Source organism: Acidovorax carolinensis (assembly GCF_002157145.1).
Taxonomy (GTDB): domain Bacteria; phylum Pseudomonadota; class Gammaproteobacteria; order Burkholderiales; family Burkholderiaceae_C; genus Acidovorax; species Acidovorax carolinensis.
On the sequence record NZ_CP021361.1, the window covers coordinates 120,364 to 145,821 of the forward strand.

21 protein-coding genes and 2 pseudogenes are annotated in these 25,458 nt (G+C 67.9%); 7 read left to right on the plus strand and 16 right to left on the minus strand.

From position 1 onward, the window contains the following. Nucleotides 1–38 precede the first annotated feature (38 nt). The 11 genes and pseudogenes from CBP34_RS00560 to CBP34_RS00610 form a co-directional block, all read right to left on the minus strand. Nucleotides 39–1,196 (minus strand): acyl-CoA dehydrogenase family protein, encoded by a 1,158-nt coding sequence (locus CBP34_RS00560; RefSeq protein WP_094096983.1) that lies wholly within the window; start codon nt 1,194–1,196, stop codon nt 39–41. A 33-nt stretch (nt 1,197–1,229) separates the two neighbouring features. Then, nucleotides 1,230–2,438 (minus strand): thiolase, encoded by a 1,209-nt coding sequence (locus tag CBP34_RS00565; protein ID WP_094096984.1) that lies wholly within the window; start codon nt 2,436–2,438, stop codon nt 1,230–1,232. Beyond that, entirely contained in the window at nt 2,435–2,818 is a 384-nt protein-coding gene (locus tag CBP34_RS00570) for a Zn-ribbon domain-containing OB-fold protein (protein WP_094096985.1), read from the minus strand. The genes CBP34_RS00565 and CBP34_RS00570 overlap by 4 nt, the downstream gene beginning before the upstream one ends. 96 nt (nt 2,819–2,914) lie before the next feature. Then, a complete protein-coding gene (locus CBP34_RS00575; RefSeq protein ID WP_094096986.1) occupies nt 2,915–3,892 on the minus strand; it encodes a tripartite tricarboxylate transporter substrate binding protein in 978 nt (325 codons plus the stop codon). Nucleotides 3,893–3,909: 17 nt separating this feature from the next. Next, entirely contained in the window at nt 3,910–5,424 is a 1,515-nt protein-coding gene (locus CBP34_RS00580; protein WP_094096987.1) for a class I adenylate-forming enzyme family protein, read from the minus strand. Nucleotides 5,425–5,434: 10 nt separating this feature from the next. Continuing rightward, a complete protein-coding gene (locus tag CBP34_RS00585; protein ID WP_094098991.1) occupies nt 5,435–6,415 on the minus strand; it encodes a Bug family tripartite tricarboxylate transporter substrate binding protein in 981 nt (326 codons plus the stop codon). Between the two features lie 110 nt (nt 6,416–6,525). Then, on the minus strand, nt 6,526–7,734 hold the full coding sequence (locus tag CBP34_RS00590) for an acetyl-CoA C-acetyltransferase (protein WP_094096988.1): 1,209 nt from the start codon (nt 7,732–7,734) through the stop codon (nt 6,526–6,528). 67 nt (nt 7,735–7,801) lie between these two features. After that, nucleotides 7,802–9,090 (minus strand): annotated as a pseudogene (locus CBP34_RS00595) (acetyl-CoA hydrolase/transferase family protein). A 238-nt stretch (nt 9,091–9,328) separates the two neighbouring features. After that, complete coding sequence (locus tag CBP34_RS00600) at nt 9,329–10,123, minus strand: enoyl-CoA hydratase/isomerase family protein (protein WP_094096989.1); 795 nt, start codon at nt 10,121–10,123, stop codon at nt 9,329–9,331. Between the two features lie 78 nt (nt 10,124–10,201). Continuing rightward, nucleotides 10,202–11,095: a MaoC/PaaZ C-terminal domain-containing protein gene (locus CBP34_RS00605; RefSeq protein ID WP_094096990.1), complete on the minus strand. Its 894-nt coding sequence runs from the start codon at nt 11,093–11,095 to the stop codon at nt 10,202–10,204. Nucleotides 11,096–11,268: 173 nt separating this feature from the next. Next, nucleotides 11,269–12,186, minus strand: a complete 918-nt coding sequence (locus CBP34_RS00610) for an SDR family NAD(P)-dependent oxidoreductase (protein WP_086910946.1) — start codon at nt 12,184–12,186, stop codon at nt 11,269–11,271. A 194-nt stretch (nt 12,187–12,380) separates the two neighbouring features. On the opposite strand from CBP34_RS00610, the gene CBP34_RS00615 reads away from it, so the two are divergent. The 7 genes from CBP34_RS00615 to CBP34_RS00645 all read left to right on the plus strand — a co-directional run bounded on the left by CBP34_RS00615 (nt 12,381) and on the right by CBP34_RS00645 (nt 19,838). Beyond that, a complete protein-coding gene (locus CBP34_RS00615) occupies nt 12,381–13,274 on the plus strand; it encodes an HTD2 family dehydratase (RefSeq protein WP_094096991.1) in 894 nt (297 codons plus the stop codon). A 48-nt stretch (nt 13,275–13,322) separates the two neighbouring features. Beyond that, on the plus strand, nt 13,323–14,483 hold the full coding sequence (locus tag CBP34_RS00620) for an acyl-CoA dehydrogenase family protein (RefSeq protein WP_162290896.1): 1,161 nt from the start codon (nt 13,323–13,325) through the stop codon (nt 14,481–14,483). A 161-nt stretch (nt 14,484–14,644) separates the two neighbouring features. Further along, on the plus strand, nt 14,645–15,838 hold the full coding sequence (locus tag CBP34_RS00625) for a CaiB/BaiF CoA transferase family protein (protein WP_094096993.1): 1,194 nt from the start codon (nt 14,645–14,647) through the stop codon (nt 15,836–15,838). Nucleotides 15,839–16,050: 212 nt separating this feature from the next. Continuing rightward, a complete protein-coding gene (locus tag CBP34_RS00630; RefSeq protein WP_094096994.1) occupies nt 16,051–17,415 on the plus strand; it encodes an MmgE/PrpD family protein in 1,365 nt (454 codons plus the stop codon). 86 nt (nt 17,416–17,501) lie between these two features. Beyond that, nucleotides 17,502–18,509, plus strand: a complete 1,008-nt coding sequence (locus tag CBP34_RS00635) for a tripartite tricarboxylate transporter substrate binding protein BugD (protein ID WP_094096995.1) — start codon at nt 17,502–17,504, stop codon at nt 18,507–18,509. Between the two features lie 68 nt (nt 18,510–18,577). Further along, complete coding sequence (locus CBP34_RS00640; RefSeq protein WP_094096996.1) at nt 18,578–18,955, plus strand: VOC family protein; 378 nt, start codon at nt 18,578–18,580, stop codon at nt 18,953–18,955. Nucleotides 18,956–18,968: 13 nt separating this feature from the next. Next, nucleotides 18,969–19,838, plus strand: coding sequence for an HpcH/HpaI aldolase/citrate lyase family protein (locus CBP34_RS00645; RefSeq protein WP_094096997.1), 870 nt, complete (start codon nt 18,969–18,971; stop codon nt 19,836–19,838). 103 nt (nt 19,839–19,941) lie between these two features. Here the strand turns inward: CBP34_RS00645 and CBP34_RS00650 are convergent, their stop codons facing one another. The 5 genes and pseudogenes from CBP34_RS00650 to CBP34_RS00670 form a co-directional block, all read right to left on the minus strand. Continuing rightward, nucleotides 19,942–21,063, minus strand: coding sequence for a CaiB/BaiF CoA transferase family protein (locus tag CBP34_RS00650; RefSeq protein ID WP_094096998.1), 1,122 nt, complete (start codon nt 21,061–21,063; stop codon nt 19,942–19,944). Between the two features lie 43 nt (nt 21,064–21,106). Continuing rightward, nucleotides 21,107–21,895, minus strand: a complete 789-nt coding sequence (locus CBP34_RS00655) for an IclR family transcriptional regulator (protein ID WP_418134698.1) — start codon at nt 21,893–21,895, stop codon at nt 21,107–21,109. A gap of 53 nt (nt 21,896–21,948) precedes the next feature. Continuing rightward, the gene (locus CBP34_RS00660; RefSeq protein WP_094096999.1) at nt 21,949–22,743 is read right to left on the minus strand and encodes an enoyl-CoA hydratase/isomerase family protein; all 795 of its coding nucleotides are present in this window, start codon (nt 22,741–22,743) and stop codon (nt 21,949–21,951) included. Next, nucleotides 22,740–23,545, minus strand: a pseudogene (locus tag CBP34_RS00665) (SDR family oxidoreductase). Before CBP34_RS00665 ends, CBP34_RS00660 begins: the two are co-directional and overlap by 4 nt. Before the next feature lie 256 nt (nt 23,546–23,801). After that, nucleotides 23,802–25,376 carry an AMP-binding protein gene (locus CBP34_RS00670; protein WP_094097000.1) on the minus strand — a complete coding sequence of 525 codons (1,575 nt, stop codon included), beginning with the start codon at nt 25,374–25,376 and terminating at the stop codon, nt 23,802–23,804. Nucleotides 25,377–25,458 lie beyond the last annotated feature (82 nt).

Here is a 25,458-nt window from a genome sequence, read left to right on the forward strand (position 1 = left end):
GGCTGCGGTGCCATCAGCCTTCGGAGCGGCCGGGCGGCTCATGCGTTGCGTGCTTCGCGCACCATGTTGCGCGCGATGATGATCTGCTGGATCTGTGTCGTGCCCTCGTACAGGCGGAACAGGCGCACGTCGCGGTAGAAGCGCTCGATGCCGTACTCGGCCATGTAGCCGGCGCCGCCCAGGATCTGCACCGCGCGGTCGGCCACGCGGCCGCACATCTCGGTGGCGAACATCTTGGCGCACGAGGCCTCGGTGGAGACGTTGTGCCCGTCGTCGCGGCGGCGCGCGGCGTCGAGGGTCATGCACTCGGCCGCGTACAGCTCGGCCTGGCTGTCGGCCAGCATGGCTTGCACCAACTGGAAGTCGCTGATCGGCTGGCCGAACTGCTTGCGCTCCAGCGCGTATTGCAACGCGTCGCGCAGAATGCGCTTGGCCACGCCCACGGCCACCGCGGCAATGTGGATGCGGCCTTTTTCCAGCACTTTCATCGCGGTCTTGAACCCGCGGCCTTCCTGCAGGCCGATGAGGTTGGCGGCCGGCACCTTGACGTTATCGAAGATCACGTCGCAGGTATGGGCGCCGCGCTGCCCCATCTTCTTGTCGTACTTGCCAAAGCTGATGCCGGGGGTCTTGGCGTCCACGATGAAAGACGACACGCCGCCAGCGCCCTTGTCCTGCGGGTTGGTGCGCGCCATCAGCGTGAACATGCCAGCGTGCGGAGCGTTCGTGATGTAGCGCTTGGTGCCGTTGACGATGTAGTGGTCGCCATCGCGGATGGCCGTGGTGCGCAGCGAGGCCGCGTCCGATCCGGCTTCGGGCTCGGTGAGCGCGAACGATGCAATCACCTCGCCCGTAGCCAGCTTGGGCAGCCACTCGGCCTGTTGCTCGGGCGTGCCGTCCATCAGGATGCCCTGCGAGCCAATGCCCACCGTGGTGCCGATGATGGAGCGGAAGGCCGGTGCGGTCTGGCACAGCTCCAGCAGCACACGACACTCTTCCTCCATGGTCAGCTCCAGACCACCGAACTTCTCGGGAATGGTCATGCCGAACAGGCCGAGGTTGCGCATTTCCTGCACGATCGCTTCGGGAATCTCGTCGGTCTCGGACACTTCGTTTTCGGCGGGCACCAGGCGCTCGCGCACGAATCGGCGCACGCTGTCGAGCAGGGCTTCAAGGGTTTCTGGGTCGCGGATCATGGCGGAGGTTCTTTCTTTTTTCGATAGTCAGGGTCAGAGGGTTTCGGCCGTGCCGAGCACGGCGGTGGACTGGCTCGACAGCGTGCCGCCGTTGCCATGGACCACGGCTGTGCGGTGTTTGCTGAGCTGGCGTGCGCCCGTTTCGCCGCGCAGCTGGCGCACGGCCTCGATCAACGCAAAGATGCCGTACATGCCCGGATGCACGCAGGACAGGCCGCCACCATTGGTGTTGACGGCCAGGCGCCCACCGGGCGCGATGCCACCGGCAGCGACGAAGGCGCCGCCCTCGCCCTTGGCGCAAAAGCCCAGGTCTTCCAGGAACAGGATGGTGTTGATGGTGAAGGCGTCATACACCTGCGCCATGTCCATGTCGGCGGCCTTCAGCCCGGCCATCGCAAAGGCCTGTGCGCCCGACTGCGCAGCGGCCGTCGTCGTCAGGTCGGGCATGCACGAGATCTGGCGGTTCCATATTGCCGTGGCATTGCCCAGCACGTAGACCGGCGGCCTGGGCAGGTCGCGCGCACGCTCGGCGCGGGTGAGCACGATGGCGCCGCCGCCGTCGGTTACCAGGCAGCAGTCGCGCACACCCAGCGGGCTCGCAATCGGCCGGGCCGAAAGCACGTCCTCAATCGTGAGCGGGTCCCGCATGAAGGCCTCGGGGTTCTTCTGGGCCCAGGCACGTGCAGCCACCGCCACCTCGGCCAGCTGCTCGCGCGTGGTGCCGAATTCATGCATGTGGCGCGCGGCGGCCAGCGCGTAGGCGGCGACGGGCAACACCGGCTCGTAGGGGTGCTCGTAGGGCTGTGGGTCCAGGAAACGCCGGGCAGCCACGCCTTCCTTGCGCCCGAAGGTGGCGGAGCGCTGCGCGCTGCCATAACACACCAGCACGGCCTTGCACTGGCCAGCCTCCAGCGCGCGCATCGCCGGCAGCAGGTGGGCGATGAAGCTGCTGCCGCCGATCATGGTGCCGTCCACATAGGTCGGGTTGATGCCCAGGTGCTCGATGACTGGCATGGTCCACATGCTGGCGTTGACGCTGCAGGTGGCCAGGCCGTCAATGTCCTGCATGGTCAGGCCCGCGTCGGCCACGGCCGCGTGCGCAGCGCGCACCAGCAGCGTCATGTCGTCCATGCCGGGCGCCTCGCCGCAGCCATAGGTGGCAGCGCCGGCGATGGCCACGCGGCCGCGCAGCGGGCGATTCACGGCAGCGGCATCCAGATGGGATTGGGGAACGCGGCTCATTCGGCACCCCCTTGCACGGCGGGCTGGAACAGCACCAGGCCGCGTCCGTCCTTGTGCGCCACATGGGCCTGCACGCGCTGGCCGATGTGTACCGCCTCGGGCGCCACGCCCTCCACGCGGCTCATCATGCGTACGCCTTCGTCCAGGTCGATCAAGGCCACGTTGTAGTTGCCGCCGGCGTCCGCCTTGCGTGCGATGGTGGTGGCGGAATACACGGTGCCCAGGCCGCTCGCGCGCACCCAGCGCAGCGGGCTGGCGCCGCAGTGCGGGCACAGCTCGCGTGGCGTGAATACGTGGTTCTGGCACTGCGGGCAATGCTGCAGACAAAAGCGGCCGGCATCTAGCTCGGCCTGGTAGTGGGTTTGTGCGCTCAGGTGCATGGTATTTTTGGATGACTTCGCGGTGAGAGACGCAGCATGCACTCGTCACGGCCTCGCTTCAATTCGACAATCTGAAAGGGCGCCTTCGCCGCAGTCTCAGCCCGGCGTGATCCCCGCCGTTTTGATGACCTTGGCCCATTTGTCCAGCTCGCTGCGCAGGCGCTGGCGCATCTGCTCCTGCGTGCCGGGGTCGGCTTCGGCGCCGGCGTCCAGCAGGCGCTGGCGCACGGCGGGGTCTTTCATCGCGGTGTTGAAGTCGGCGTTGATCTTGTCCAGCACGGCCTGCGGCGTCTTGGCGGGCGCAAACAGCGCGGCCCAGGAATACGCCTCGTAGCCGGGCAGGCCGGATTCCACGCCGGTGGGCACGTTGGGCAGCATGGCCGAGCGCTGGCGGCTGGCCACGCCCAGCACCTTGATGCGGCCGGATTTGATGTGCGGCAGCGCGGTGGGCGCGTCGCTGAACATCAGCTGCACCTGGCCGCCCAGCAGGTCGTTCATGGCCGGGGCGCTGCCTTTGTAGGGGATGTGCTGCAGCTTGGTGCCGGCCTCCATGTTGAACAGCTCGCCCGCCAGGTGCGTGCCGCCGCCGTTGCCCGAAGAGCCATAGGCCAGCGGCGTGCCCTTCTTGGCCAGGGCAATCAGTTCCTGGAGGGTGTTGGCTGGCACCGACGGATGCGCCACGATGAACACAGGGAACATGGCGGCGAAGCTGATGGGCGCGAAGTCCTTTTCGATGTCGTAGGGCAGCTTGCCCATCAGCGCGGGGTTGACTGAATGGTGGATGGCGCCCACGAACAGTCCGTAGCCATCGGGTGCTTCTTTGGCGGCGGCCGTGGCGCCCACCACCCCGCCCGCGCCGGCACGGTTGTCGATGACGGTGGGGGTTTTCCAGATCTCGGAAAGTTTCTGGCTGAAAACGCGGGCCGTGGTGTCCACCGGGCCGCCGGGCGGAAACGGCACGATGAAACGCACGGGCCGGCTGGGCCACGATTCGGAAGCGAATGCCGCTAGCGGATGAACGGCGGCGAGCAGGCTGCCGGCAATGAAGCTGCGGCGCGAGGTCGAGGAATGCATGGTTTGTCTCCTGTGGTTCAGGTGGTCAGGGTCAGGGCCTGATCTTTCAACGTGCGCTTGAGCACCTTGCCGTTGGTATTGGTGGGCAGTTCGTGCAGGGCAACGATGTGCGAAGGGCGTTTGTAGGGCGCGAGCAGATTGCGCAGGTGGGCCTGCATGGCGTCGGCGTCCAGCGTGGCACCGGGGCGCATCTCGACGAAGGCCACGATCTCCTCGTTGCCATCGTCCACGGTGCGGCCTACCACGGCCGAGCGCTGGACGCTCGGATGCGCGTTGAGCGCCGTCTCCACCTCGGCCGGATAGACGTTGAAGCCCGAGCGGATGATCATTTCCTTCAGGCGCTCCACGACGAACAGCGCGCCGTCGGCATGCATCTCTCCGAGATCGCCGCTGGCGTACCAGCCGCCTTCGCGCATCACCGCGTTGGTCGCCGCCGGGTCACTGAAATAGCCTGGCATCAGGCCCCGCCCGCGGATCCACAGCTCGCCGCGCTCGCCCAGCGGCAGCGGCTCACCCGTGGCCGGGTCGGTGACTTGCACCTCGGCCTCGGCCACGGCGTAGCCGGCGCTGGTGTCGGGTCGCTGCTCGCCCAGGCGCGTGAGGTGCACCGAGCCCGCGTATTCCGACAAACCGTAGCCGTGGTGCAGCGTCTGGCCGAAGGCCGCCTCCACGCGTTGCTTCAATGCCAGGTCCAGTGGGCCGGCACCGGTGTAGAGATAACGCAGCGCCGGCGCGTCGGGCCGCTGGATGCCGCGCTCCTGCAGATGGGCCAGCAGGCGCGAGAACAGCGCGGGCGGCCCCTGCAGCTGCGACACGCCGTGGCGGGCCAGCGCATCGAGCAGGTCGTCAGAATCGAACTGCGGGCGCATCACCAGCTGGGCGCCGGCCAGCAGCGAGCTGATCAGCACCGTGCCCAGCCCGAAGATGTGGGTCATGGGCACGAAGGCATAGCTGCGGTCCTGCGGGCCCAGCGCGCGGGAAGCGCCGGACACGCGCGCAAAGTGGATCAGCGCGTCGTGCGTGAGCATCACGCCCTTGGGTTCGCCGGTGGTGCCGGAGGTGAAGATCAGCGCCGCCACCGCGTCGCGCAGCGGGCCGGACTCGGGCTGCGCATCTGCACGCACGGGGCTGTGCTGCATGCCGGGCAGGGCCGAGTCCACCGCCGCAAAGCGCTGTGCGTGCGTAGCCGCGCTGCGGGATGCCGCGGCCGTGAAGAACACCACGCGCGCATCGGCCTTGGCGGCGAAGCTGTCGATCTCGGCGGGCGCCATGCGCGCGTTCACGCCGCAGGACCAGGCGCCCACCCGGCTGCAGGCCAGGATCAGCGCGGCGTGCTCGGGGCAGTTCTCGGCCACGACCAGCACGCGATCGCCGGGGCGCACGTCGAGCGCACGCAGCTCGGCCTCGGCCGTGTCGGTAAGCGCGCCCAGGTCGGCAAAGCTCAGGGTGTGGCCATCTGGCAGGTGAATGAAGGGCTGCTGCGGTGCCTCGGCCAGCCAGCGGTCCAGCAGGTGGTGGATGCGTTCGGACATGAAGCCGGGCTCAATCCACCACGATGCCCTGGGTCACCGTGGCCCACATGGCGCGCTCCTTGGCGGCGCGCTCGGCCAGCTTCTGGGGGCTGCCCGTCCATTCGTCGTAGCCCAGTTCCTTGTAGCGTTTTTTCAGATCGGGCTGGGCCAGGGCCGCATTGACGGCCTTGTTGAGCTTGGCCACCAGCTCGGGCGGCAGGCCCTTGGGGCCGAAGACGCCGTACCAGCCGCCCACGTCAAAGCCCTTGAGGCCCTCGATGCCCGACTCGGCGAAGGTGGGCACGTCGGGCAGCGAGGCATTGCGCTGCGGCGAGGTGACGGCCAGGGCGCGCACCTTGCCGCTGTGGATGTAGGTGCTGGCGGTGCTGATGATGTCCAGCATCATGTTGAGCTGGCCGCCGATCACATCCGTCATTGCCGGTGCGTTGCCCTTGTAGGGGATGTGGTTCATCTCGATGCCGCTGCGATTGGCAAACAGCAGCGCACCCAGGTGGTTGGAACCGCCCACGCCGGCCGAACCGTAGGCCAGCTTGCCGGGGTTGGCCTTGGCATGGGCCACAAGCTCGCGCACGTTCTTGTAGGGTTCGTTGTTGTTGACGACCAGCACGTTGTAGTAGCTCAGGATGGGCGCCACCGGCGCCAGGTCCTTGGCCGGGTCGAACGGCATCTTGGTCATCACGTTGGGGCTGATGGTGATGGTGGGGCTGGCGGCAAACCACAGCGTCAGGCCATCGGGCTTGGCGCGCACCACTTCGCTGCCGGCAATGGTGGCATTGGCGCCGGTCTTGTTTTCCACCATGACCGGCACGCCCAGCTCCTTGGACAGCGCCTGACCAAACAGGCGAGCGCCCTGGTCCACGGGGCCGCCCGCGGCATAGCCGACGATGAGGCGCACGGGCTGCGTGTCCTGGGCAGCGGCGGGGAACATGGCCAAGGCGAGGGGCGCCAGAGCCAGGGCGGCAATGGCAAGGCGGCGGTGGGAAGAATGCATGGTTTGTCTCCGATAGATCTCGTGGACAGCGATGGTGAACTTCAACCCGCGCCGTGGGAATCTGCTTTTGCCAAAGTCAGGGTTTGTCCGCCGTTAGGCGTCAGGGTGTGTTACGCCCGTTCGAACACCGCCGCAATGCCCTGGCCGCCGCCAATGCACATCGTCTCCAGCCCGTAGCGGCCCTTGCGGCGCTGCAGTTCGTGCAGCAGCGTGGCCAGGATGCGCACGCCGGTGGCGCCGATGGGGTGGCCCAGCGAGATGCCTGAGCCGTTGACGTTGAGCTTGTGCGCGATGGCATCCTGGTCCTGCCATTCCCAGCCCTTGAGCACGGACAGCACCTGGCAGGCGAAGGCCTCGTTAAGCTCCACCAGGTCCATGTCGTCGATCTTGAGGTTCAGCCGCGCCAGCAGCTTTTTGACGGCCGGCACCGGGCCGATGCCCATGTGCGAGGGTTCGCAGCCCGCCGCCGCCCAGCCCACCAGGGTGGCCATGGGCGTCAGACCCAGTTCGGCCAGTTTGTCCTCGGCAACGATCAGGCAGGCAGCGCTGGCATCGTTTTGCTGGCTGGCGTTGCCGGCAGTGACGGTGCCGTTGGGCATCAGCACGCGCAGCTTGCCCAGGCTCTCGGCCGTCACATCGGCGCGAAAGCCTTCGTCCTTGCTGAAAACAACCGGGTCGCCCTTGCGGTGGGGTACCTGCACGGGGACGATTTCATCGTTGAAGCGCCCCGAGGCCCAGGCGGCCGCCGTGCGCTGGTGGCTGCGCACGGCGTAGGCATCGGCCTCCTCGCGCGTGATGCCGTAGTCGCGCGCCAGGTTCTCTGCCGTCTCGATCATTCCCGAGATCTTGCCGAAGCGCTCCACCGGCTGCGAGCGCTCGCGGCCGCGCTCCAGGCGGTCAAAAAAGCGCACGTTGCCCGAGCGCGCGCCCCAGCGCATGTCGGTGCTGTAGTACTCGATGTTGCTCATGCTCTCCACGCCGCCGGCAATCACCACATCGGCGGCGCCGCTTTGCACCATCATCGCGGCCGTGACGATGGCCTGCAGGCCGCCGCCGCAGCGCCTATCGAGCTGCATGCCCGGCACCGACACCGGCAAACCCGCCTGCAGCGCGGCCCAGCGGCCCACGCAAGGCACCTCGCTGTTGGCGTAGGACTGGGCCATGACCACGTCGTCGATGCGCGCGGGGTCGATGCCGCTGCGCTCGACCACGGCGCGCACCGTGGTGGCTGCCAGCTCCTCCACGGGCACGGGCCTCAGGCTGCCGCCGAAGGTGCCGACGGGGGTACGAACAGGGGTGACGATGGCGGCTCTGCGCATGGTGTTTCTCCTTTGAAATTTGAATAAAAAAGGCTTCAAGCGCTTATCCAGAAAGCGCTAATAGCTATCATTTTTGATTAAACGCTGCGCCACAGCGGCGCAGCGTTTCGTGGGCCTGGCGCTCCAGGTCCTCGCGGTGTTCGGGGGCGGCAATGTCGATCAGCCGGCGCACGCGGCGCGACAGTGTCTGGCCGCGCAGGTCGGCCACGCCATGCTCGGTGACGATCAGGCCCGCGTCGCTGCGCGGCGTACTGACCGGGCCCGACAGCTGGGCGACGATGCGGGTCTTGCCCTTGGCGGTGGCGGGTAGCGCCACGATGGGCAGGCCGCCGCGGCTGCGGGCCGCGCCGCGCAGGAAGTCCACCGCGCCGCCCACGGCGCCCACGTAGCAGCCGGCGGCCACCTCGGCGTTGATCTGGCCGGTCAGGTCCACCTCGATGGCCGCGTTGATGGCGGCGAGCTTGTGGCTGGCGGCCAGCACCTCGGGGTCGTGGGTGTAGTCGGTGCCGCGCAGTTCGAGGTTCGGATTGCGGTGCGCCCAGCGGCGCACTTTCTCGCTACCCATCAGGATGCCGCCAATGCCCACGCCGGTGTCCAGGCTCTTTCTCGCGTTGGTCAGCACGCCGGCCTCGGCCAAGGCGGCGATGCCGTCGCCCACCGCACCGCTGTGCAGGCCCAGGTCGCGGTGCTTGTGCAGCGCGGCCAGCACGGCCTCGGGCAGGTTGCCGATGCCCAGTTGCAGCGTGGCGCCGTCCTCGATCAGCGCAGCGACATGGGCCGCGATGGCCTGCTCCACCGGGCCGGGGCGGCGCGGCTTTGCTCCAGCGGCGGGTGTTCCGCGTCGATGAGCAGCGCAAAGTCGCCGGCCTGCAGGTGCACGCCGCCGTGTGTCCAGGGAATGGCGGGGTTGACCTCGCCAATCACCACGCGCGCGCGATCGATCGCGGCGGGCAGGTATTCCTGCGCCAGGCCCAGGCTGTAGCGGCCCTGCGCATCGGGCGGCGAGACCTGCAGCAGCACCACGTCGGCCGGCAGCACGCCCGCGCGGATCAGGCCCGGCAGGTGCGAGTAGTGGCTGGGCAGGATGTCGAGCACACCCGCATCGGCCAGATGGCGGTGCGGCCCGCCCGCGGCATAGCCGAAGAAGTCGAGGGTGTCGGCCTGCTCGGGCTGCAGCGTGTCCGATGCGCCAATGCCCACGAACACCCGCAGCCGCCCGCCCTGCGCCAGCGCATGGCGATGCTCCACCAGCGCCCGCGTGAGCGTGAGCGGCTCGGCCGTGGCCTGGCCCCACCACAGGGTGTCGCCGGGGCGGATCAGGTCTTGCAGTCGGTCGGCCAAGAGGCTCATGTCCATGTTTCCGAATGCTGCTTACTCGGCTGCAGCGCATGAAACGGGCGCAGCCCAGGCGAGGGCCGCCGTGTAAGGGCCGCCCCGCCGCACGGGCGGCGTCCCTCTTCCCGCAGCGCGCAGCGATGCGAGAGAAGGGGCTGAGGGGCGCGGCTCCACGCCTGCCTGCGCAGGCTTGGACGTCCCCGAAGGGCTACCGACTCTGGCGGTTGCATGGAGGCGCGCAGCGCCTCAGGGGGATGCCTCACAGTTTTTCCCAGTCAAAGCGCAGCGGCTGCTTCGCCTTGAAACGCTGCACCGCGTCCTGGTGGTAGGCCGAGCCGCGGCACATGGCCTGGGCGTAGGACTCCAGCTCGGCGATGGTGCGCGCATCGCTCTCGAAAGACTGGTTCATGATGGTCTTGGCCATGCCGATGGCGGCCGTGGACGCCTGGCCAAAGCGCAGCGCCAGGGCCAGCGCGGCCTCGGTCAGGGCGGCCCCGTCCTCGACGATGTCGTAGACCATGCCGAGCTGCCTGGCCTCTTGGGCATCGATCGTGCGCGCGGTGAAGACCAGCTCCTTGGCCTTTTGCTGGCCCACGATGCGCGGCAGCAGGTGCAGGGCGCCCAGGTCGGGCACCAGGCCGATGCGGCCGAACACCGCGCAGAACTTGGCGCGGCGCGTGGCCAGCACAAAGTCGGCCGCCAGCGCCAGGCTCAGGCCGGCGCCAAAGGCCGGGCCGTCCACGGCGGCGATCACGGGCTTTTCCAGGTTCACCAGCTCGGGGAACCACTGGTGCAGCTCGCGCATGCCGGTGCGGAACGTCAGGCCTGTGCGGCTGGTGTCGAGCATGGCCGAGATGTCGCCGCCCGAGCAGAAGGCACCGCCCGCGCCGGTGAGGATGACGGCATGCACCTGCGCGTCGTCACGCATCTGCGCAATCGCGGCGGCCAGGGCCGGGCGCATGTCCATGCTGAGCGCGTTGCGCGCCTCGGGGCGGTTCAGGGTGATGGTGCCGATGCCATCCTGCACGGAGGTCAACACGGGGGCTGCGCTCATGGTTTTCTCCAGATTCTTCTGATCAGAATGGGCTGTATCGCTTGTCTATCAAGCGCGAGCAGCTCACTTTTTGATAGCTCAAGCCAACTCGGCGTAGCCGTGGCTCAGCACCACCTTGTCGCGCTCGGCCACGCGCGCGCGCAGCTGCAGTTGCCGCGGCTGACCTGGCACGCGCCAGATCTCGGTAACCAGCGTTTCGCCGGGATACACCGGCGCGGCGAAGCGGATGTCCAGTGCCTTGAGCCGCGCGGGGTTGCCTGCGCCGCACTGGCGCAGCACCGCGTGGGCCACCAGCCCGTAGCTGGCCAGCCCGTGCAGGATGGGGCGCTCGAAGCCCGCCTTGGCTGCCACCGCCGGGTCGGCGTGCAGCGGGTTGAAGTCGCCCATCAGGCGGTACAGCAGCGCGGCCTCGGGGCGGGTGGACTGGGTGTCGGTGAAATCGGGCGCGCGGTCTTCGGGCGTGGGCTGCAGCGCGGGCAGCGGTGCATCGCTGGGCTGGCCGCCGCGCAGCTGGCTGTAGCCGCCGTCGCCGCGCAAGAAGGTCACCTGCTGCAGCGTGGCCAGCAATTCGCCGGTAGCACTCTCCAGCTGCCGCTCCATGACCAGGATGGCGCCCTTGCCCTCGCCCTTGTCGATCAGGTGCGTGACGCGGTTCTTGCCCACCACGGCGCCGCTGGCGGGCAGCGGCTGGTGCCAGCGCACGCGTTGCTCGCCGTGCATGAGCTTGACCCAGTCGATACCCGTGTCGGGTTCGCGCGCCCAGAAACCGGGGTAGCCCAGCACCACGGCCTGCGTAGGCAGGGCGCGCAGGCCGCCCTCCAGGCCTTCGTAGACGAAGGGCAGGGCGGCGGCATCCAGCGGGTCATTGCCCAGCCCCAGGCTGAGCGCGTACAGCATGGTGTCGCGCTCGGTGTAGTGCTGTTGCACGGGCGCGAAGGCCCGGTTTTTCAGGTGGTGGTAATCAATAGCCATCTCAGTCGTCCGTAACGTGTGAATCGCCAGCGCCCCATGCATCTGGCGCTACCCAAGCCAAGGCAGCCGAGCAAGGGCCGCCCCGCAGCGAGGGCTGCGTCCCCCTTCCCGCAGCGCGCAGCGATGCGAGAGAAGGGGGAAGGCGCGCAGCGCCTCAGGGGGGTTGTCTTTATTTACACCGGATCCCAGCTGAACACGTCGGCCGAGCGGTCCATCGGCACGAACGAAGCCTTGAGCGCCGGCATGCCATGCTCGGCGATGAACTCGGGCGTCCAGCCCTCGCTGCGGTGCACCGAGCGCAGGGGGCGCGGCTGGCTCATCAGGAAGATCTCGTTGTTGCGCACGGCAAAAACCTGGGCGTTCACATCCTTGGCCTGGTCGGACAGCAGGTACACGGCCAGCGGCGCGATCTTGTTGGGCGTCATCTGCTGGATCTTGGCCACGCGCGCCTGCTGCTCTGGCGTGTCGGTGGGGATGGAGCCGATCATGCGGCTCCAGGCAAACGGCGCGATGCAGTTGGAGCGCACGTTGAACTTCTGCATGTCCAGCGCAATGCTCTTGGACAGTGCCGTCAGGCCCAGCTTGGCGGCGCTGTAGTTGGCCTGGCCCAGGTTGCCGATCAGCCCCGAGGTCGAGGTCATGTGCACGAAGGCACCGCTTTCCTGTTCCTTGAAGTGGTTGGCGGCGGCCCGCGCCATGAAGTAGCTGCCGTACAGGTGCACCTTGATCACGGCGTCCCACTCGTCCAGGCTCATCTTGTGGAAGAAGCGGTCGCGCAGAATGCCCGCGTTGTTGACCACGCCGTCGATGCGGCCGAAGTGGTCCAGCGCGCACTGGATGATCCGGCCGGCGGCAGCAGACTCGGCCACGCTGTCCATGTTGGCCACGGCCTGGCCGCCGGCGGCCTTGATCTCGTCGACGACCTTCTGCGCGGGGCCGGCGTCCGTGCCCTCGCCCGTGGTGGAGGTGCCGATGTCATTGACCACCACCTTGGCGCCGGCCGCCGCCAGGGCCAGCGCCATGTCGCGCCCGATGCCGCCGCCAGCCCCCGTCACCACCACTACCTTGTCCTGCACCATCTTTTGCGTCATGTTCGTCGTCCTTCGTTAGCGATATGGAAATCAATGGCTGCGAGCATGAACGCAAAGGCCCCGGTGCGCTATTCGGCAATCGCTAGGGCAGGCTTTTGCCGCATGAAAGCAGCCGCGACAGGGCGGGGGCTTCATGGGCGCCGAAGACACGCTTCCACAAACGCGGATTGCACCGGCGCCCGCCAGACCGCACGATGGCGACCATGACAGAACCCACCATTGACAACGCCCTGCTGGCGCACCTGCAGACCTGGCAGGGCCAGAGCGAAACCCTGAACGACACCCTCACGGCCACGCCCGTGGTCGCCATGTCGGCCACGCTCGACCGGGACGACCCGGTGCCCGCCCTCGGCACCGCCGTGCCGCCGCTGTGGCACTGGATGTACTTCCTGCCGCATGCGCGCCAGAGCGAGATCGGCCCCGACGGCCACCCCAAGCGCGGGGGCTTTCTGCCGCCCGTGCCGCTGCCGCGCCGCATGTGGGCGGGCGGGCGCCTGCGCTGGGAGGCCGCCAACCCGCTGCAGGTGGGCCAGCAGGTGCAGCGCCAGTCGACCATCCAGTCCGTCAAGCACAAGGCAGGGCGCTCGGGCGAGCTGCTGTTCGTGCTGGTGGAGCACCAGTACCGCAACGCGCAGGGCCTGGCGCTGACCGAAGAGCACGACATCGTCTACCGCTCGGCCGCCCAGCCGGGCGAGCCCGCGCCCGCGCCGCAAAAGCCGCCACTGGACGGCCAGGCCTCCTGGTCACGCACCATCGTGCCCGACGACGTGCTGCTGTTCCGCTACTCGGCGCTCACCTTCAACGGCCACCGCATCCACTACGACCGCAAGTACGTGACCGAGGTCGAGGGCTACCCCGGCCTGATCGTGCACGGCCCGCTGATCGCCACGCTGCTGCTGGATCTGCTGCGCCGCGAGTTGCCAGGTGCGCAGGTAGCGAGCTTCGACTTCCGCGCCGTGCGTCCCACGTTTGACCTGCACCCGTTCAGCGTGCACGGCAAGCCATCCGCCGACGGCAAGACCATCGAGCTGTGGGCCCAGGACCACGAGGGTTGGCTGACCATGCAAGGCACGGCCGGGTTGTTTTGAACCGCTGAAGCCACCGATTCCTTCTTTTCTATCGATACCCCCATCACCATGATCCACCAGCCCGACCAGTACCAGGAAATCCGCGACGCCGTGCGCGCCCTCTGTGCCCAGTTCCCCGATGAATATTTCCGCAAAGTCGATGAGGCCCGCGGCTACCCCGAGGAGTTTGTCGATGCCCTGACCAAGGCCGGCTGGATGGCCGCGTTGATCCCGCAGGAATACGGCGGCTCGGGCCTGACCATGGCCGAGGCCTCGGTCATCATGGAAGAAATCAACCGCAGCGGCGGCAACTCCGGCGCCTGCCATGGCCAGATGTACGTGATGAACGCCATCGTGCGCAGCGGCAGCGAGGCGCAAAAGCAGAAATACCTGCCCAAGATCGCCTCGGGCGAATTGCGCATCCAGTCCATGGGCGTGACCGAGCCCACCACCGGCAGTGACACCACCAAGCTCAAGACCACGGCCGTGAAGAAGGATGGCCGCTGGGTCATCAACGGGCAAAAGGTCTGGATCTCGCGCATCCAGCACAGCGATTTGATGATTTTGCTGGCGCGCACCACGCCCGCCGATCAGGTGAAGAAGCGCTCCGACGGCCTGTCGTGCTTTCTCATTGACCTGAAGACGGCGATTGGCAACGGCCTCACGGTGCGGCCCATCCTGAATATGGTCAACCACGAGACCAACGAGCTGTTCTTTGACAACCTCGAAATCCCCGAGGACGCGCTGCTGGGCGAAGAAGGCAAAGGCTTCAAGACCTTGCTGGACGGCTTGAATGCCGAGCGCACCTTGATTGCCGCCGAGTGCATTGGCGATGGCTACTGGTTCATCGACCGCGCCACCAAGTACGCCAAGGAGCGCGTGGTGTTCAACCGCCCCATCGGCCAGAACCAGGGCGTGCAGTTCCCGATTGCCGATGCCTTCATCGAGCTGGAAGCCGCCAACCTGATGCGCTGGAAAGCCTGCGAGAAGATCGACGCCCACCAGAACGCTGGTGCCGAGGCCAACATGGCCAAGTACCTGGCCGCCAAGGCGTCGTGGGAAGCGGCCAACGTGTGCATGCAGACGCACGGCGGCTTCGGCTTTGCCTGCGAATACGACATCGAGCGCAAATTCCGCGAAACCCGCCTGTACCAGGTGGCGCCGATCTCGACCAACATGATCTACAGCTACGTGGCCGAGCACATCCTGGGCCTGCCGCGTTCTTTCTGAAATGAAGCACCCCCTGAGTCGCTGCGCGCCTTCCCCCTCTCTCGCTTCGCGGGAGGGGGACGACACCCTCGGTGCGGGGCGGCCCTTCCTCGGTGTCCCTGGGGTTGGGTTGTGCCAGTTGCATGCGCTGCGGGTGGTGCGAAGTGCCATGGAACACTAAGATGACAAAGCAAACTCTCAGGCCCCTCGACGGCATCACCGTCGTTTCGCTCGAACATGCGGTGGCAGCGCCGTTCTGCACGCGCCAGCTGGCCGACCTGGGCGCGCGCGTCATCAAGGTGGAGCGCCCCGGCAGCGGCGACTTCGCGCGCGGCTACGACCAGCGGGTGAAGGGCCAGTCCTCGCACTTCACCTGGCTCAACCGCAACAAGGAAAGCCTGGCGCTCGACGTGAAGCAGCCACAGGCCCAGGCCGCGCTGCTGCAGCTGCTCAAGACCGCCGACGTGCTGGTGCAGAACCTCGCACCCGGCGCCGCCGCGCGCATGGGCCTGTCGTACGAGGCGCTTAAAAGCCACAACCCGCGCCTGATCGTCTGCGACATCAGCGGCTATGGCGCCGACGGGCCGTATCGCGACAAGAAGGCCTATGACCTGCTGATCCAGAGCGAGGCGGGCTTCCTTTCCGTGACGGGCACGCCCGAAACACCCTCCAAATCCGGCATCTCGGTGGCCGACATTGCCGCGGGCATGTATGCCTACACCAATATCCTGTCGGCCCTGCTGCTGCGCGGCAAGACAGGCGAGGGCAGCCATATCGACGTGTCCATGCTCGAGGCCATGGGCGAGTGGATGGGTTACCCGATGTACTACGCCTACGAAGGCGCGCCACCGCCGCCACGCACCGGCGCATCGCACGCCAGCATCTACCCCTACGGGCCGTTTGCGGCTGGTGATGGGGCCACGGTGATGCTGGGCCTGCAAAACGAGCGCGAGTGGAAAATCTTTTGCGACGCCGTGCTGCAGCGCCCCGAGGTGGCGACGGACCCCCGCTTCTGTTCCAACGCCCAGCGCAATGCGAACCGCGCCGCGCTGCAGGCGCTGATCCTCGGTGTCTTCGCCGACCTCACCGCCGCCCAGGTGGTCGAACGCCTCGATGCCGCTGGCATTGCCAACGCGCGTGTCAACGACATGGCCGACCTGTGGGCGCACCCGCAATTGCAGGCGCGCCAGCGCTGGCGCACCGTGGGCACGCCGGCGGGCGAAGTGCCCGCGCTGCTGCCGCCCGGTGTGAACAGCGCGTTCGACTACCGCATGGACGCCGTGCCCGCGGTGGGCCAGCACAACGTCGCCATCCTGGCCGCGCTGGGCTGGAGTGCCGAGCAGATCGACGCACTGCAGGCGCAGCAACCCATCTAAGAGGCTGAGAGTCTTTCATCCATGCCCGCCTTGCCCGCCAAAACACAACGGCTCGTCGTTGCAAATACTCGCCATAGCCCGAGCTATGGCTGCGTTTTGCGCCTAGATCCGATGCGTTTTGACGCACCTTTCGGTCACGGCCGAAAAACTCTCAGCCTCTATATCAAAAACCATAGCTGGCAGCGCTTATCCCGTCTGCACTGGAGCCAAAAATGAAGCAAGAAACCCAAGCCACCATCCACCCCCTGGCGCAGTTTGCCGCCACGCTGCAATGGAGCGATGTGCCCGCACCCGTGCAGCGCCGCACCGAAGACCTGTGGGTGGACTGGTTCGGCTCGGTGCTGGCCGGCTGCCGTGCGCGGCCGGTGGCCAGCATCACGCGCTTTGCGCTGTCGCAGGGCCCGGCCGCGGGTCCCAGCGAAGTCATTGGCGGCAGCGCCACCACCTCACCCATGATGGCTGCGCTGGCCAACGCCGCCGCCGCGCATGTGGCCGAACAGGACGACGTGCACAACGGTTCGGTGTTCCACCCGGCGGCCGTGGTCTTCCCGCCCGCGCTGGCCGTTGCACAAGCCATCGGCGCCAGCGGCGCGCAGCTCATGGCGGCCTGCGTGGCCGGCTACGAGGTCGGCATCCGCGTGGGCGAGTTTCTGGGCCGCAGCCACTACAAAATCTTCCACACCACAGCCACGGCCGGCACGCTGGCCGCCGCTGCCGCCGTGGGTCGCCTGCTCGAGCTGACGCCTGCGCAGATGCAGCACGCCTTTGGCTCGGCCGGCACGCAGTCGGCGGGGTTGTGGGAGTTTTTGCGCACTGCCGCCGACAGCAAGCAGCTGCACACCGCGCACGCCGCCTCAGCGGGGCTGATGGCCGCGTACCTGGCCAAGGACGGCTTCACCGGCGCGCAGGACATTTTCACCGGCCCCCAGGGCCTGGCCGCCGGCATGAGCAGTGATGCCAACCCCGCCAAACTCACTGACGGCATCGGCACGCGCTGGGCTACAGCCGAGACCAGCTTCAAATGGCACGCCTCCTGCCGCCATACCCACCCCGCTGCGGATGCGCTGCTGCAAGTGATGCAGCAGCACGGCCTGCAGCCCGCCGACATTGCGCAGGTGACCTGCCTTGTGCACCAGGGCGCCATCGACGTGCTGGGCCCGGTGGTCTCGCCCGCCACGGTGCACCAGTCCAAGTTCTCCATGGGCACGGTGCTGGCATTGGCCGCACGCTTTGGCCATGCGGGTTTGACCGAATTTGACGCGCAGTTCCTGGCCCCAGACACCGTGGCCCTGCGCGAGAAAGTGCGCATGGTGCTGGACGCCGAGGTCGACGCCGCTTACCCGCAGCGCTGGATCGGCAAGGTTACCGTGCAGACGACCGACGGCCGCACCCTGCACGGCCGGGTGGACGAGCCCAAGGGCGACCCCGGCAACACGCTGTCGCGCGAGGAAATCACCGCCAAGGCATTGCGCCTGGCAGCCTATGGCGGCGCGGTGCCTGCCGCGCAGGCCGAGGCCGCCGTGCAGCGACTGTGGCGGGTGCAGGAGTGGCCCCGCACGGAACGCCTGCTGGGCTGATCACCGGGCACGGCAATCGCCGCGGCCCATGACCCGACAGGGGCGCAGACAAAGCCCCGTTGACAACAACCCCAAGGAGACAACACATGACCGCACGCTTTACGCCCATTTCCCGCCGCACCATCACAGGCTCCATCGCTGCCGCCTGCGCCGCGCTGGCCCTGGGTGGCAACGCCCTGGCCAACACCTGGCCCGAAAAGACCGTCACCCTGGTCGTCCCCTACAGCGCAGGCGGCCCCACCGACGTGGTGGCTCGCCTGCTGGCTGTGCCCATGGGCCAGTCGCTGGGCCAGACGGTGGTGGTGGAAAACACGGTGGGCGCGGGCGGCACGCTGGCGCCCGCGCGCATCGCACGCTCCAAGCCCGACGGCTACACCATCATGATCCATCACATGGGCATGGCCACGGCCCCGGCGCTCTACAAGAAGCTGCCCTATGACCCGCTCAAGGACTTCGAGTACATCGGCCAGGTGCTGGACGTGCCCATGACGTTGCTGTCGCGCAAGGACTTCCCTGCCAACAACTTCCAGGAGCTGCAGGACTACGTCAAGAAGAACCAGGACAAGGTCTCGCTCGCCAACGCGGGCATTGGCGCCGTGTCGCAGCTGTGCGGCATGCTGTTCATGCACCAGCTGGGCGTGAAGCTGACCACCGTGCCCTACAAGGGCGCCGGCCCGGCCATGAATGACCTGATGGGCGGGCAGGTGGACCTGCTGTGCGACCAGACCACGCAGACCGCGCCCGTGATCCAGGACGGCAAGCGCGTCAAGGTTTTCGGCGTGACCACACCGCAGCGCCTGTCGTCCATGCCCAATATCCCCACGCTCGATGAGCAGGGCCTCAAGGGCTTTGACGTGAAGGTGTGGCACGGCATGTACGCCCCCAAGGGCACGCCCAGGGACGTGATGGCCAAGCTCAACACGGCGCTGAACGTGGCCATCAAGGACGAGAACGTGAAAAAGCGCATTGCTGAACTGAGCTCCGATCTCGTCACGCCCGACAAGGCCACGCCCGAAGGCCTGCGCAAGCACCTGGCGGCCGAGGTGGCGCGCTGGGACAAGGTCATCAAGGCCGCTGGCGTGAGCGCCGAGTAAGCCGCGCCCCGCGTCCGGCCTGCACGCAGCAGGCCGGGGCCTTATCCCAAAGCAATCCACGGCCACCCATGATCGACCGGCTAGACCACCTTGTTCTGACCACCGCTAAGGAGGCAGACTGCGTGCACTTTTACTGCACCGTGCTTGGCATGACGCTGCAGACCTTTGGCGAAGGCCGCAAGGCCTTCGTGTTCAATGGCCAGAAGATCAACCTGCATATCCACGGGCGCGAGTTCGAGCCCAAGGCCCTGCATCCCACGCCGGGCGCGCTGGACCTGTGCTTCATCGCGTCCGTGCCGCTGGCGCAGGTGCAGCAGCACCTGGCAGAGCATGGCGTTGCCATCGAATGCGGCCCGGTGCAACGCACCGGCGCGCGCGGACCCATCCTCTCGGTCTACGTGCGCGACCCGGACCATAACCTGATCGAGATCTCCGAATACGCCTGAAAGCTTCTTTGCAATGACCAACCCTGTGCGCAACGCCTGTTCCTTCCTGTTCGTTCCCGCCACCCAGCCTGAGCGGCTACCCAAAGCCCTGGCCAGCGGATCCGACATGGTGATCTCCGATTGGGAAGACGCAGTGGCGCCCGCCGACAAGGAGCGCGCCCGCAACGCCCTGGCCGAAGTCGTGGCCGCGCTGGAAGGCGCGGCGCGTGCGCGCCTGCTGGTGCGCATCAACAGCGAGGGCTCGCCCTGGTTTGCCGCTGACCTGCAGGCCCTGGCACAGCTCACGGCGCAGGGCCTGGCTGGCGCCGTGGTGCCCAAGGCCGAGCACGCGCAAACGCTGCAGGCCGTGGCCCGGGCCGCCGGGCCGCAGGCGGCCGTGGTGGCGCTGGTGGAAAGCGTGGCCGGTCTGGCAGCAGCCGATGCCCTGGCCACCGCGCCGCAGGTGGCGCGCCTGGCCTTCGGGCACCTGGACTTCCAGGTCGATGCCGGCATGGCCTGCGGTGATACCGAGGAAGAACTGCTGCCCGTGCGCGTGGCCTTGGTGTTCGCCTCGCGCCGCGCAGGGCTGGCCGCACCCATTGACGGCGTGACGGTGGACACGCGCAATCCCGAGCGCATGGCCCGTGACGCCGAGCGCGCGCGGCGCATGGGCTTTGGCGGCAAGCTGTGCATCCACCCGGCGCAGGTTCCGGTGCTGCACGCCGCCTTCGACCCCGACGAAGCCGCGGTGGCCCATGCGCTGCGGGTGCAACAGGCGCTGCAGCAGGCCGGTGGCGGCGTCTGCGTGCTCGATGGCCGCATGGTGGATGCGCCGGTGCTGGCGCAGGCGCAGCACACCCTGCAGCGCCACGCCCGGGCGCAGCAGCGCCTTGCGGCCCTCTAGCTGACCAGAAAACGGGTGTGAAGACGGCGTGTTCGCCGCCGTTGAAACAACGCTGAATGCCCTCGGGCACGGCACACCGTCGCAGGAAGCGGGCGAGAGATGCTTATGGCGCTGGGCGCTGCCGCCATACGGCCTGCGCTCCGGCCTGGCTCAGCCCGTCCATCACTGCCTGCGTGTGCGCGCCCTGCGCGCAGGCGTCCCCGGGCGCATAGGCCGCGCCATCGAAGCGCGGTGCCGGCGCGGCCTGCAGCACGCCCTGGTGCTCGGTGTACACGCCACGCGCACGCATGTGCGGGTGCTCTGCCGCCTCCATGGGGGTGAGCACGGCGCCAAAGCAGGCATCAGTGGGCTCCAGCAGCGCCTGCCAGTGTGCGCGCGGCTGGGCCAAAAACAGTGTCGCCAGTCGCGACCGGCGCGCGGGCCAGGCGGCCTTGTCCCATTGCGGGCTCACGAAATCGGCATCCCCAGTCAAGCCCAGGGTATCGAGCAGCAAAGCGTAGAACTGCGGCTCCAGGGCGCCGATGGTGATGTGGTGGCCATCGGCGCAGACATAGGTGTCGTAGAACGGCGCGCTGTCGTGGATGCCCTGCCCGCGCACATCGGCCACCAGGCCGCTTTGGCGGGCGCTGAGCATCAGGTTCAGCATGTGGGCCGAGCCGTCCACGATGGCTGCATCCACCACCGTGCCGCGGCCCATGGCGCGCGCCTGCACGATGCCCGACAGCAATCCTGTCATCAGATAGAGGGCACCGCCGCCGATGTCGCCCAGCACGGCAAAGGGCGACACGGGCCGTGCGTCGGCCGGGCTGCAGCCCCACAGCGCGCCACTGACGGCGGCATAGTTGGTGTCGTGCCCGGCGCGCGGCGCCAGCGGCCCGCTCTGGCCCCAGCCGGTCATGCGCCCGTACACCAGGCGCGGGTTGAGCGCCAGGCATTCGTCGGGGCCCAGGCCCAGGCGCTCCATCACGCCGGGGCGCATGCCCTCAATCAGCGCATCGGCCTCGGCCACCAGGGCCAGCACCAGCTGGCGGCCTTCCTCGGTCTTGAGGTCGGCGAACACCGAGCGCTTGCCGCGGTTGAGCAGGGGGCCGGTGGTCTCGCGACCTTTGGTTTCGCGCACCACGCTGATCACGTCCGCCCCCAGGTCGGCCAGGTGCATGGCGCAAAACGGACCCGGCCCCAGGCCACCAATCTCCAGCACGCGTACGCTGTCCAGAACTTTCACGCTGTCTCCTTGGGTTGTGTTGTGTGTTGCTGGCGAGGGCGCGTCACGACAGGCCTGAGGCCCCGAGCACGCTCTCCACCGACCGTACCAGCGTGCGCAGGCGCGGGCCGACTTCGGTCTCCAGCTTGCCGCACAGAGGGCTGTAGACGGGCAGCGTCACCGCGAACACCCACAGCTCACCGTCTTGCGGCTTGGACATGGCCACCGCGATCGACTCCAGCTCGCGGTGCAGGTCACCGTGGCTGCGGCAAAAACCGTTCTCGGCCAGGTCGTGGCGTGCGTCGTCGAGCCGATGGCCCAGCCAATCGGCGCGTTGCGGGTCCGCGGCGCGCAGGTCGCGCAAGTAGGCCTCGCGTTCCTCCTCGGGCATGCCCAGGAGGTAGGCGCGGCCCGACGCGGTGCGCGACAGCGAGGTGCGCACGCCCACCTCGGGCCGGAAGATGGGGTTGCCCAGGCTGTTGGCCTGCTCCACCAGGCACAGTTCGCGCCGGAAGCCCACAGCCAGCTGCACCTGGCCCTCGGTCAGGTCGGCCAGCGTTTGCATCTGCGGCCGGGCCAGCTGGCGCAGCGCCAGGCGCGTGAGCACCGGCGAGGACAGGCTGAGCAGGCCCAGGCCGGGCACGTATTTGGACAGCCGCTCCGAGTAGCGCAACAGGCCCAGCTCGCACAGCGTCTCGGTCAACCGAAACAGCGTGGGCTTGGGCAGGCCGGTCAGGTCCATCAGTTCCTTGGCGCTGAGTTCCTGGGTCTTGTTGGAAAAACAGCGCAATATGGAAACGCCACGCACCAGCGCGCTGACCAATTTGCCGTCCGGATCTGCGTTCACGTTCACATAGACCTCGAAAAACCGGTGATTTTCGCCTGATTCATTGCCAGCACGCGCCCTCAAGCCTGGGGCCACTGGAAGGGCATGGGCCTTTTCTCCAGGAAGCAGCGCACCGCCTCGCGGTGCTCGGTCGTGCCCATGGCCAGGGCCTGGGCGTTGGCCTCCTGCTCCAGCAGCGAGGGAAGGTCGGTCGCGGCCAGGGCGAGTGAACGCTTGATCAGGCTCAGCGCCACCGGCGACGCGCCCACGAAGCTGCGCGCAATCGCCTGGGCGCGCGCCTGCAGCGCATCGGGCTCGACCAGCTCGGTGGCAATGCCCAGTTGCAGTGCCTCCTGCGCCGAGACCTCACGGCCCGACAGCATGAGCTCGCGCGCACGCTGCACGCCAACGATGCGCGGCAGGGTGTAGAACGCCGCGCAGTCCGGCACCACGCCCACGCGGATGAACGACATGGCAAAGCGCGCGCGGGTGCTGGCGATGATGAAATCCGCCGCCAGCGCCAGGCTGAAGCCGGCGCCATAGGCCGCACCATCGACGGCGGCGACCACCGGCTTGTCCAGCAACATCAAATCTTTGAGCCAGTCGTGCAGGCTGGTCAGGCGCCGACGCCAGCCGCCGTTGTCCAGGCCGCTGGCCGCGATGTTGCCCAGGTCCCCGCCAGAACAGAAATGCGTGCCAGCACCGGTCAGCACCAGGGCGCGGATGGCGGGGTCGGCCTGCACCTGGCGCACCACCTCGGCCATCTCCACGCGCATGGCGGGGTCGAAGGCGTTGCGCTTGGCGGGGTTGCTCAAGGTCAGCGCGGCCACGCCGTCCTGTACCGCGAAAGCAATGCGCTCGTAGCCGGCGCTCATGCCGCCTCCCTTGGCACGTAGGACGCGCGCATGTCCCGCCCGCCGCGCAGCGAGGAGCCGCCGTCCACGGGGATGACGGCGCCCGTCACATAGCCGGCCTGCGGCGACGACAGGAACAGCGCCATGTGGGCGATGTCTTCGAGCGTGCCCATGCGCTGCAGCGGCACGCTGGCGACCGCGTTGGCCAGCGCCTCGGGCGTGGGTGCCAGCCGGCGCATGCCCTCGGTGTCGCCGATGGGGCCAGGGGCGATGGCGTTCACGCGCACCCCCACCTCGCCCCACTCCATGGCCAGCACGCGCGTCATCATGTCGATGCCGGCCTTGGCTGCGCAGGCATGCACCTGGTACATGGTGGGGTTCACGCCCTGCGGCGCCGAGATGTTGATGACGCTGGCGCCCGGTTTCTTGAGCAAGGGGTAGGCCAGGCGCAGCACATGGAAGCTGCCGTTCAGGTCGATGTCGATCACCGTCTTGAAGCCGTTGGGCGACAAATCGGCCGCGGGCGCGATGAAGTTGCCCGCCGCGCCGGAGATCAGCACGTCGATTTCGCCAAACTGCGCATGCGCCTGGCGCAGCGCCGCGTCCACCGCGGCGGGGTCGCGTACGTCGGCGCTAATGCCCAGCGCCTGGGCACCCAGCGCGCGCAGGCCTTCGGCGGCCTGCTGCACCTTGTCGGGCGAACGGCTCATCACGGCGACATGGGCACCGGCGCGCGCAAATGCCTGGGCAATGCCCAGGTTGATGCCGCTGCTGCCCCAGCAACAAAGACATGGCGGCCGGCAAAGGAAGGGGTTTCAGACATGGGTAGGTTCTTTCTGCGCCGCCTCTTGCAGCGGGCGCCACGGCATTTTTCTGGTTGCGGATGGGGTAAAGCTTTGATGAAGGTGACCAGGGCCTCAGAGGCTGAGAGTTTTTTGCCCGTGCCCGAAAGGCGCGTCAAAACGCCGCTGATCGAGGCGCAAAGCACAGCCATAGCTCGGGCTATGGCGCGCATTTGCAACGACGAGCAGGGGTGATTTGGCGTGCAAGGCGGGCATAGGCAAAAGACTCTCAGCCTCTCAGCCCACCTGTCGCGCCTGCCCGTCCCAGAAACGTGCGCGCAAGGCTTTCTTGTCGATCTTGCCCAGCGGGGTCACGGGCAGCTGCGGCTCCAGCCGCAGCAGCTTGGGCGTGTGCAGCGCACCTTTGTGCGCATGCACAAAGTCCATCAGCGCCTGGGGCGTGGCGCTGGCGCCGGGCTTGAGCACCACCAGGGCGACCACGGCCTCGCCCCATTTGGCATCAGGCATGCCGATCACGGCCGATTGCGCAACGGCAGGGTGCAGCGCCAGGCAGGCCTCGACCTCGCTGGAGTACACGTTGAAGCCTCCGGTGATGACCATGTCCTTGGCGCGGTCCACCAGGTAGAGGTAGCCGCCCTCGTCGCGGCGCGCCATGTCGCCGGTATGCAGCCAGCCTCCGGCAAAGGCTTCCTGCGTGGCGTCGGGGCGGTTCAGGTAACCCTCCATCACCAGCGGGCTGCGCACGCACAGTTCTCCCACTTCACCTGTGGCCACCTCTTGCCCCTGCGGGTCCAGCAGCCGCACCTGGTTGCCCGGCAGCGGCCGGCCGCACGACTGCAACCGCTCGGGGCGGGCCAGGTCGTGCGCGTCCTTGCGCAGGTAGCTGATGGTCATGGGTGCTTCGGCCTGGCCATACAGCTGGCCAAAGAGGGGGCCAAAGCGCTGGATGGCCTCGGCCAGCCGCGCCGGTGCCATGGGCGATGCGCCGTACAGCACATAGCGCAGGCTGGAGCGGTCCCAGTGGTCCAGCCCAGGATGATCGAGCAGCCCGTAGATCTGCGTGGGCACCAGAAAGGTGGCGGTGATGCGGTGTTGCTGCACCGCCTGCAAAAAGCGCTCGGGCTGGTAGCCGTCCAGCAATACCAGCGTGCCGCCGCGCAGCAGCGTGGGCAGCACCATGGCGCCACCGGCGTGCGAGATCGGCGTGGCAATGAGAAAGCGCAGTTCCTCGGGCCATTCCCAACCGGCCAGCTGTTGCAGCGTCATCGTGAGCGTGGTGCGGTGGCGGTGTACGACGCCCTTGGGGCGCCCGGTGGTGCCGCCGGTGTAGGTGATGCGGTAGATGTCTTCGGGCCGGGAGGCGATGGGCAGCGCGGCGCCACTGTGCGCCGCGCTGGCGGCGCTCAGGTCATCGTCCAGACCAGAAGGCCCCAGACTGAGCACATGGCGCAGCGGCGTTCCCTCCTGCTGCCCCCTCTCCTGCAACGCCTGGCCGCGTTCGGCATAGCGTGGATCGACCACCAGGGCGGCAATGCCGGCGTCCTGCAGCACAAACGCCTGGTCGTCCAATGCGCCCAACGGGTGCAGCGCCGTCTGGCGCAGGCCCAGCCAGGCGCAGGCGATCAGCACCACCAGCGCCTCGGGCCGGTTACCGGTGAGGATGGCCAAGCCGTCCTGGTGCCGCAGGCCGAGCGCCTGCAGTGCGCGCGCCATGCGGTGCACGCGCTGCTGCAGCCCGGCGTAGGTCCAGTGGCTGCCATCCGGCAGTACCAGGGCCACGCGATCCGGGAACTGTTCAAAGGCTGCGCGGTAGGTCTCGGCCACAGTGGCGCCGGTGTGCAGTGCGGTCAAGGGGGTTTCCTTTTTGTCCAGAAAGTGTGAGACCTGGTCACGATCTTTTCAGAGGGGGCTGTTGTTGGCGTGAGCGGGCATG

Coding starts and splice junctions, on each gene's coding strand:
- CBP34_RS00590 (WP_094096988.1), bottom strand. CDS start 7,734: ATGCGCAGAGCCGCCATCGTCACCCCTGTTCGTACCCCCGTCGGCACC.
- CBP34_RS00605 (WP_094096990.1), bottom strand. CDS start 11,095: ATGGCTATTGATTACCACCACCTGAAAAACCGGGCCTTCGCGCCCGTG.
- CBP34_RS00645 (WP_094096997.1), top strand. CDS start 18,969: ATGACCAACCCTGTGCGCAACGCCTGTTCCTTCCTGTTCGTTCCCGCC.
- CBP34_RS00600 (WP_094096989.1), bottom strand. CDS start 10,123: ATGAGCGCAGCCCCCGTGTTGACCTCCGTGCAGGATGGCATCGGCACC.
- CBP34_RS00625 (WP_094096993.1), top strand. CDS start 14,645: ATGACAAAGCAAACTCTCAGGCCCCTCGACGGCATCACCGTCGTTTCG.
- CBP34_RS00660 (WP_094096999.1), bottom strand. CDS start 22,743: ATGAGCGCCGGCTACGAGCGCATTGCTTTCGCGGTACAGGACGGCGTG.
- CBP34_RS00570 (WP_094096985.1), bottom strand. CDS start 2,818: ATGCACCTGAGCGCACAAACCCACTACCAGGCCGAGCTAGATGCCGGC.
- CBP34_RS00615 (WP_094096991.1), top strand. CDS start 12,381: ATGGCGACCATGACAGAACCCACCATTGACAACGCCCTGCTGGCGCAC.
- CBP34_RS00620 (WP_162290896.1), top strand. CDS start 13,323: ATGATCCACCAGCCCGACCAGTACCAGGAAATCCGCGACGCCGTGCGC.
- CBP34_RS00565 (WP_094096984.1), bottom strand. CDS start 2,438: ATGAGCCGCGTTCCCCAATCCCATCTGGATGCCGCTGCCGTGAATCGC.
- CBP34_RS00640 (WP_094096996.1), top strand. CDS start 18,578: ATGATCGACCGGCTAGACCACCTTGTTCTGACCACCGCTAAGGAGGCA.
- CBP34_RS00585 (WP_094098991.1), bottom strand. CDS start 6,415: ATGCATTCTTCCCACCGCCGCCTTGCCATTGCCGCCCTGGCTCTGGCG.
- CBP34_RS00630 (WP_094096994.1), top strand. CDS start 16,051: ATGAAGCAAGAAACCCAAGCCACCATCCACCCCCTGGCGCAGTTTGCC.
- CBP34_RS00610 (WP_086910946.1), bottom strand. CDS start 12,186: ATGACGCAAAAGATGGTGCAGGACAAGGTAGTGGTGGTGACGGGGGCT.
- CBP34_RS00575 (WP_094096986.1), bottom strand. CDS start 3,892: ATGCATTCCTCGACCTCGCGCCGCAGCTTCATTGCCGGCAGCCTGCTC.
- CBP34_RS00635 (WP_094096995.1), top strand. CDS start 17,502: ATGACCGCACGCTTTACGCCCATTTCCCGCCGCACCATCACAGGCTCC.
- CBP34_RS00560 (WP_094096983.1), bottom strand. CDS start 1,196: ATGATCCGCGACCCAGAAACCCTTGAAGCCCTGCTCGACAGCGTGCGC.
- CBP34_RS00580 (WP_094096987.1), bottom strand. CDS start 5,424: ATGTCCGAACGCATCCACCACCTGCTGGACCGCTGGCTGGCCGAGGCA.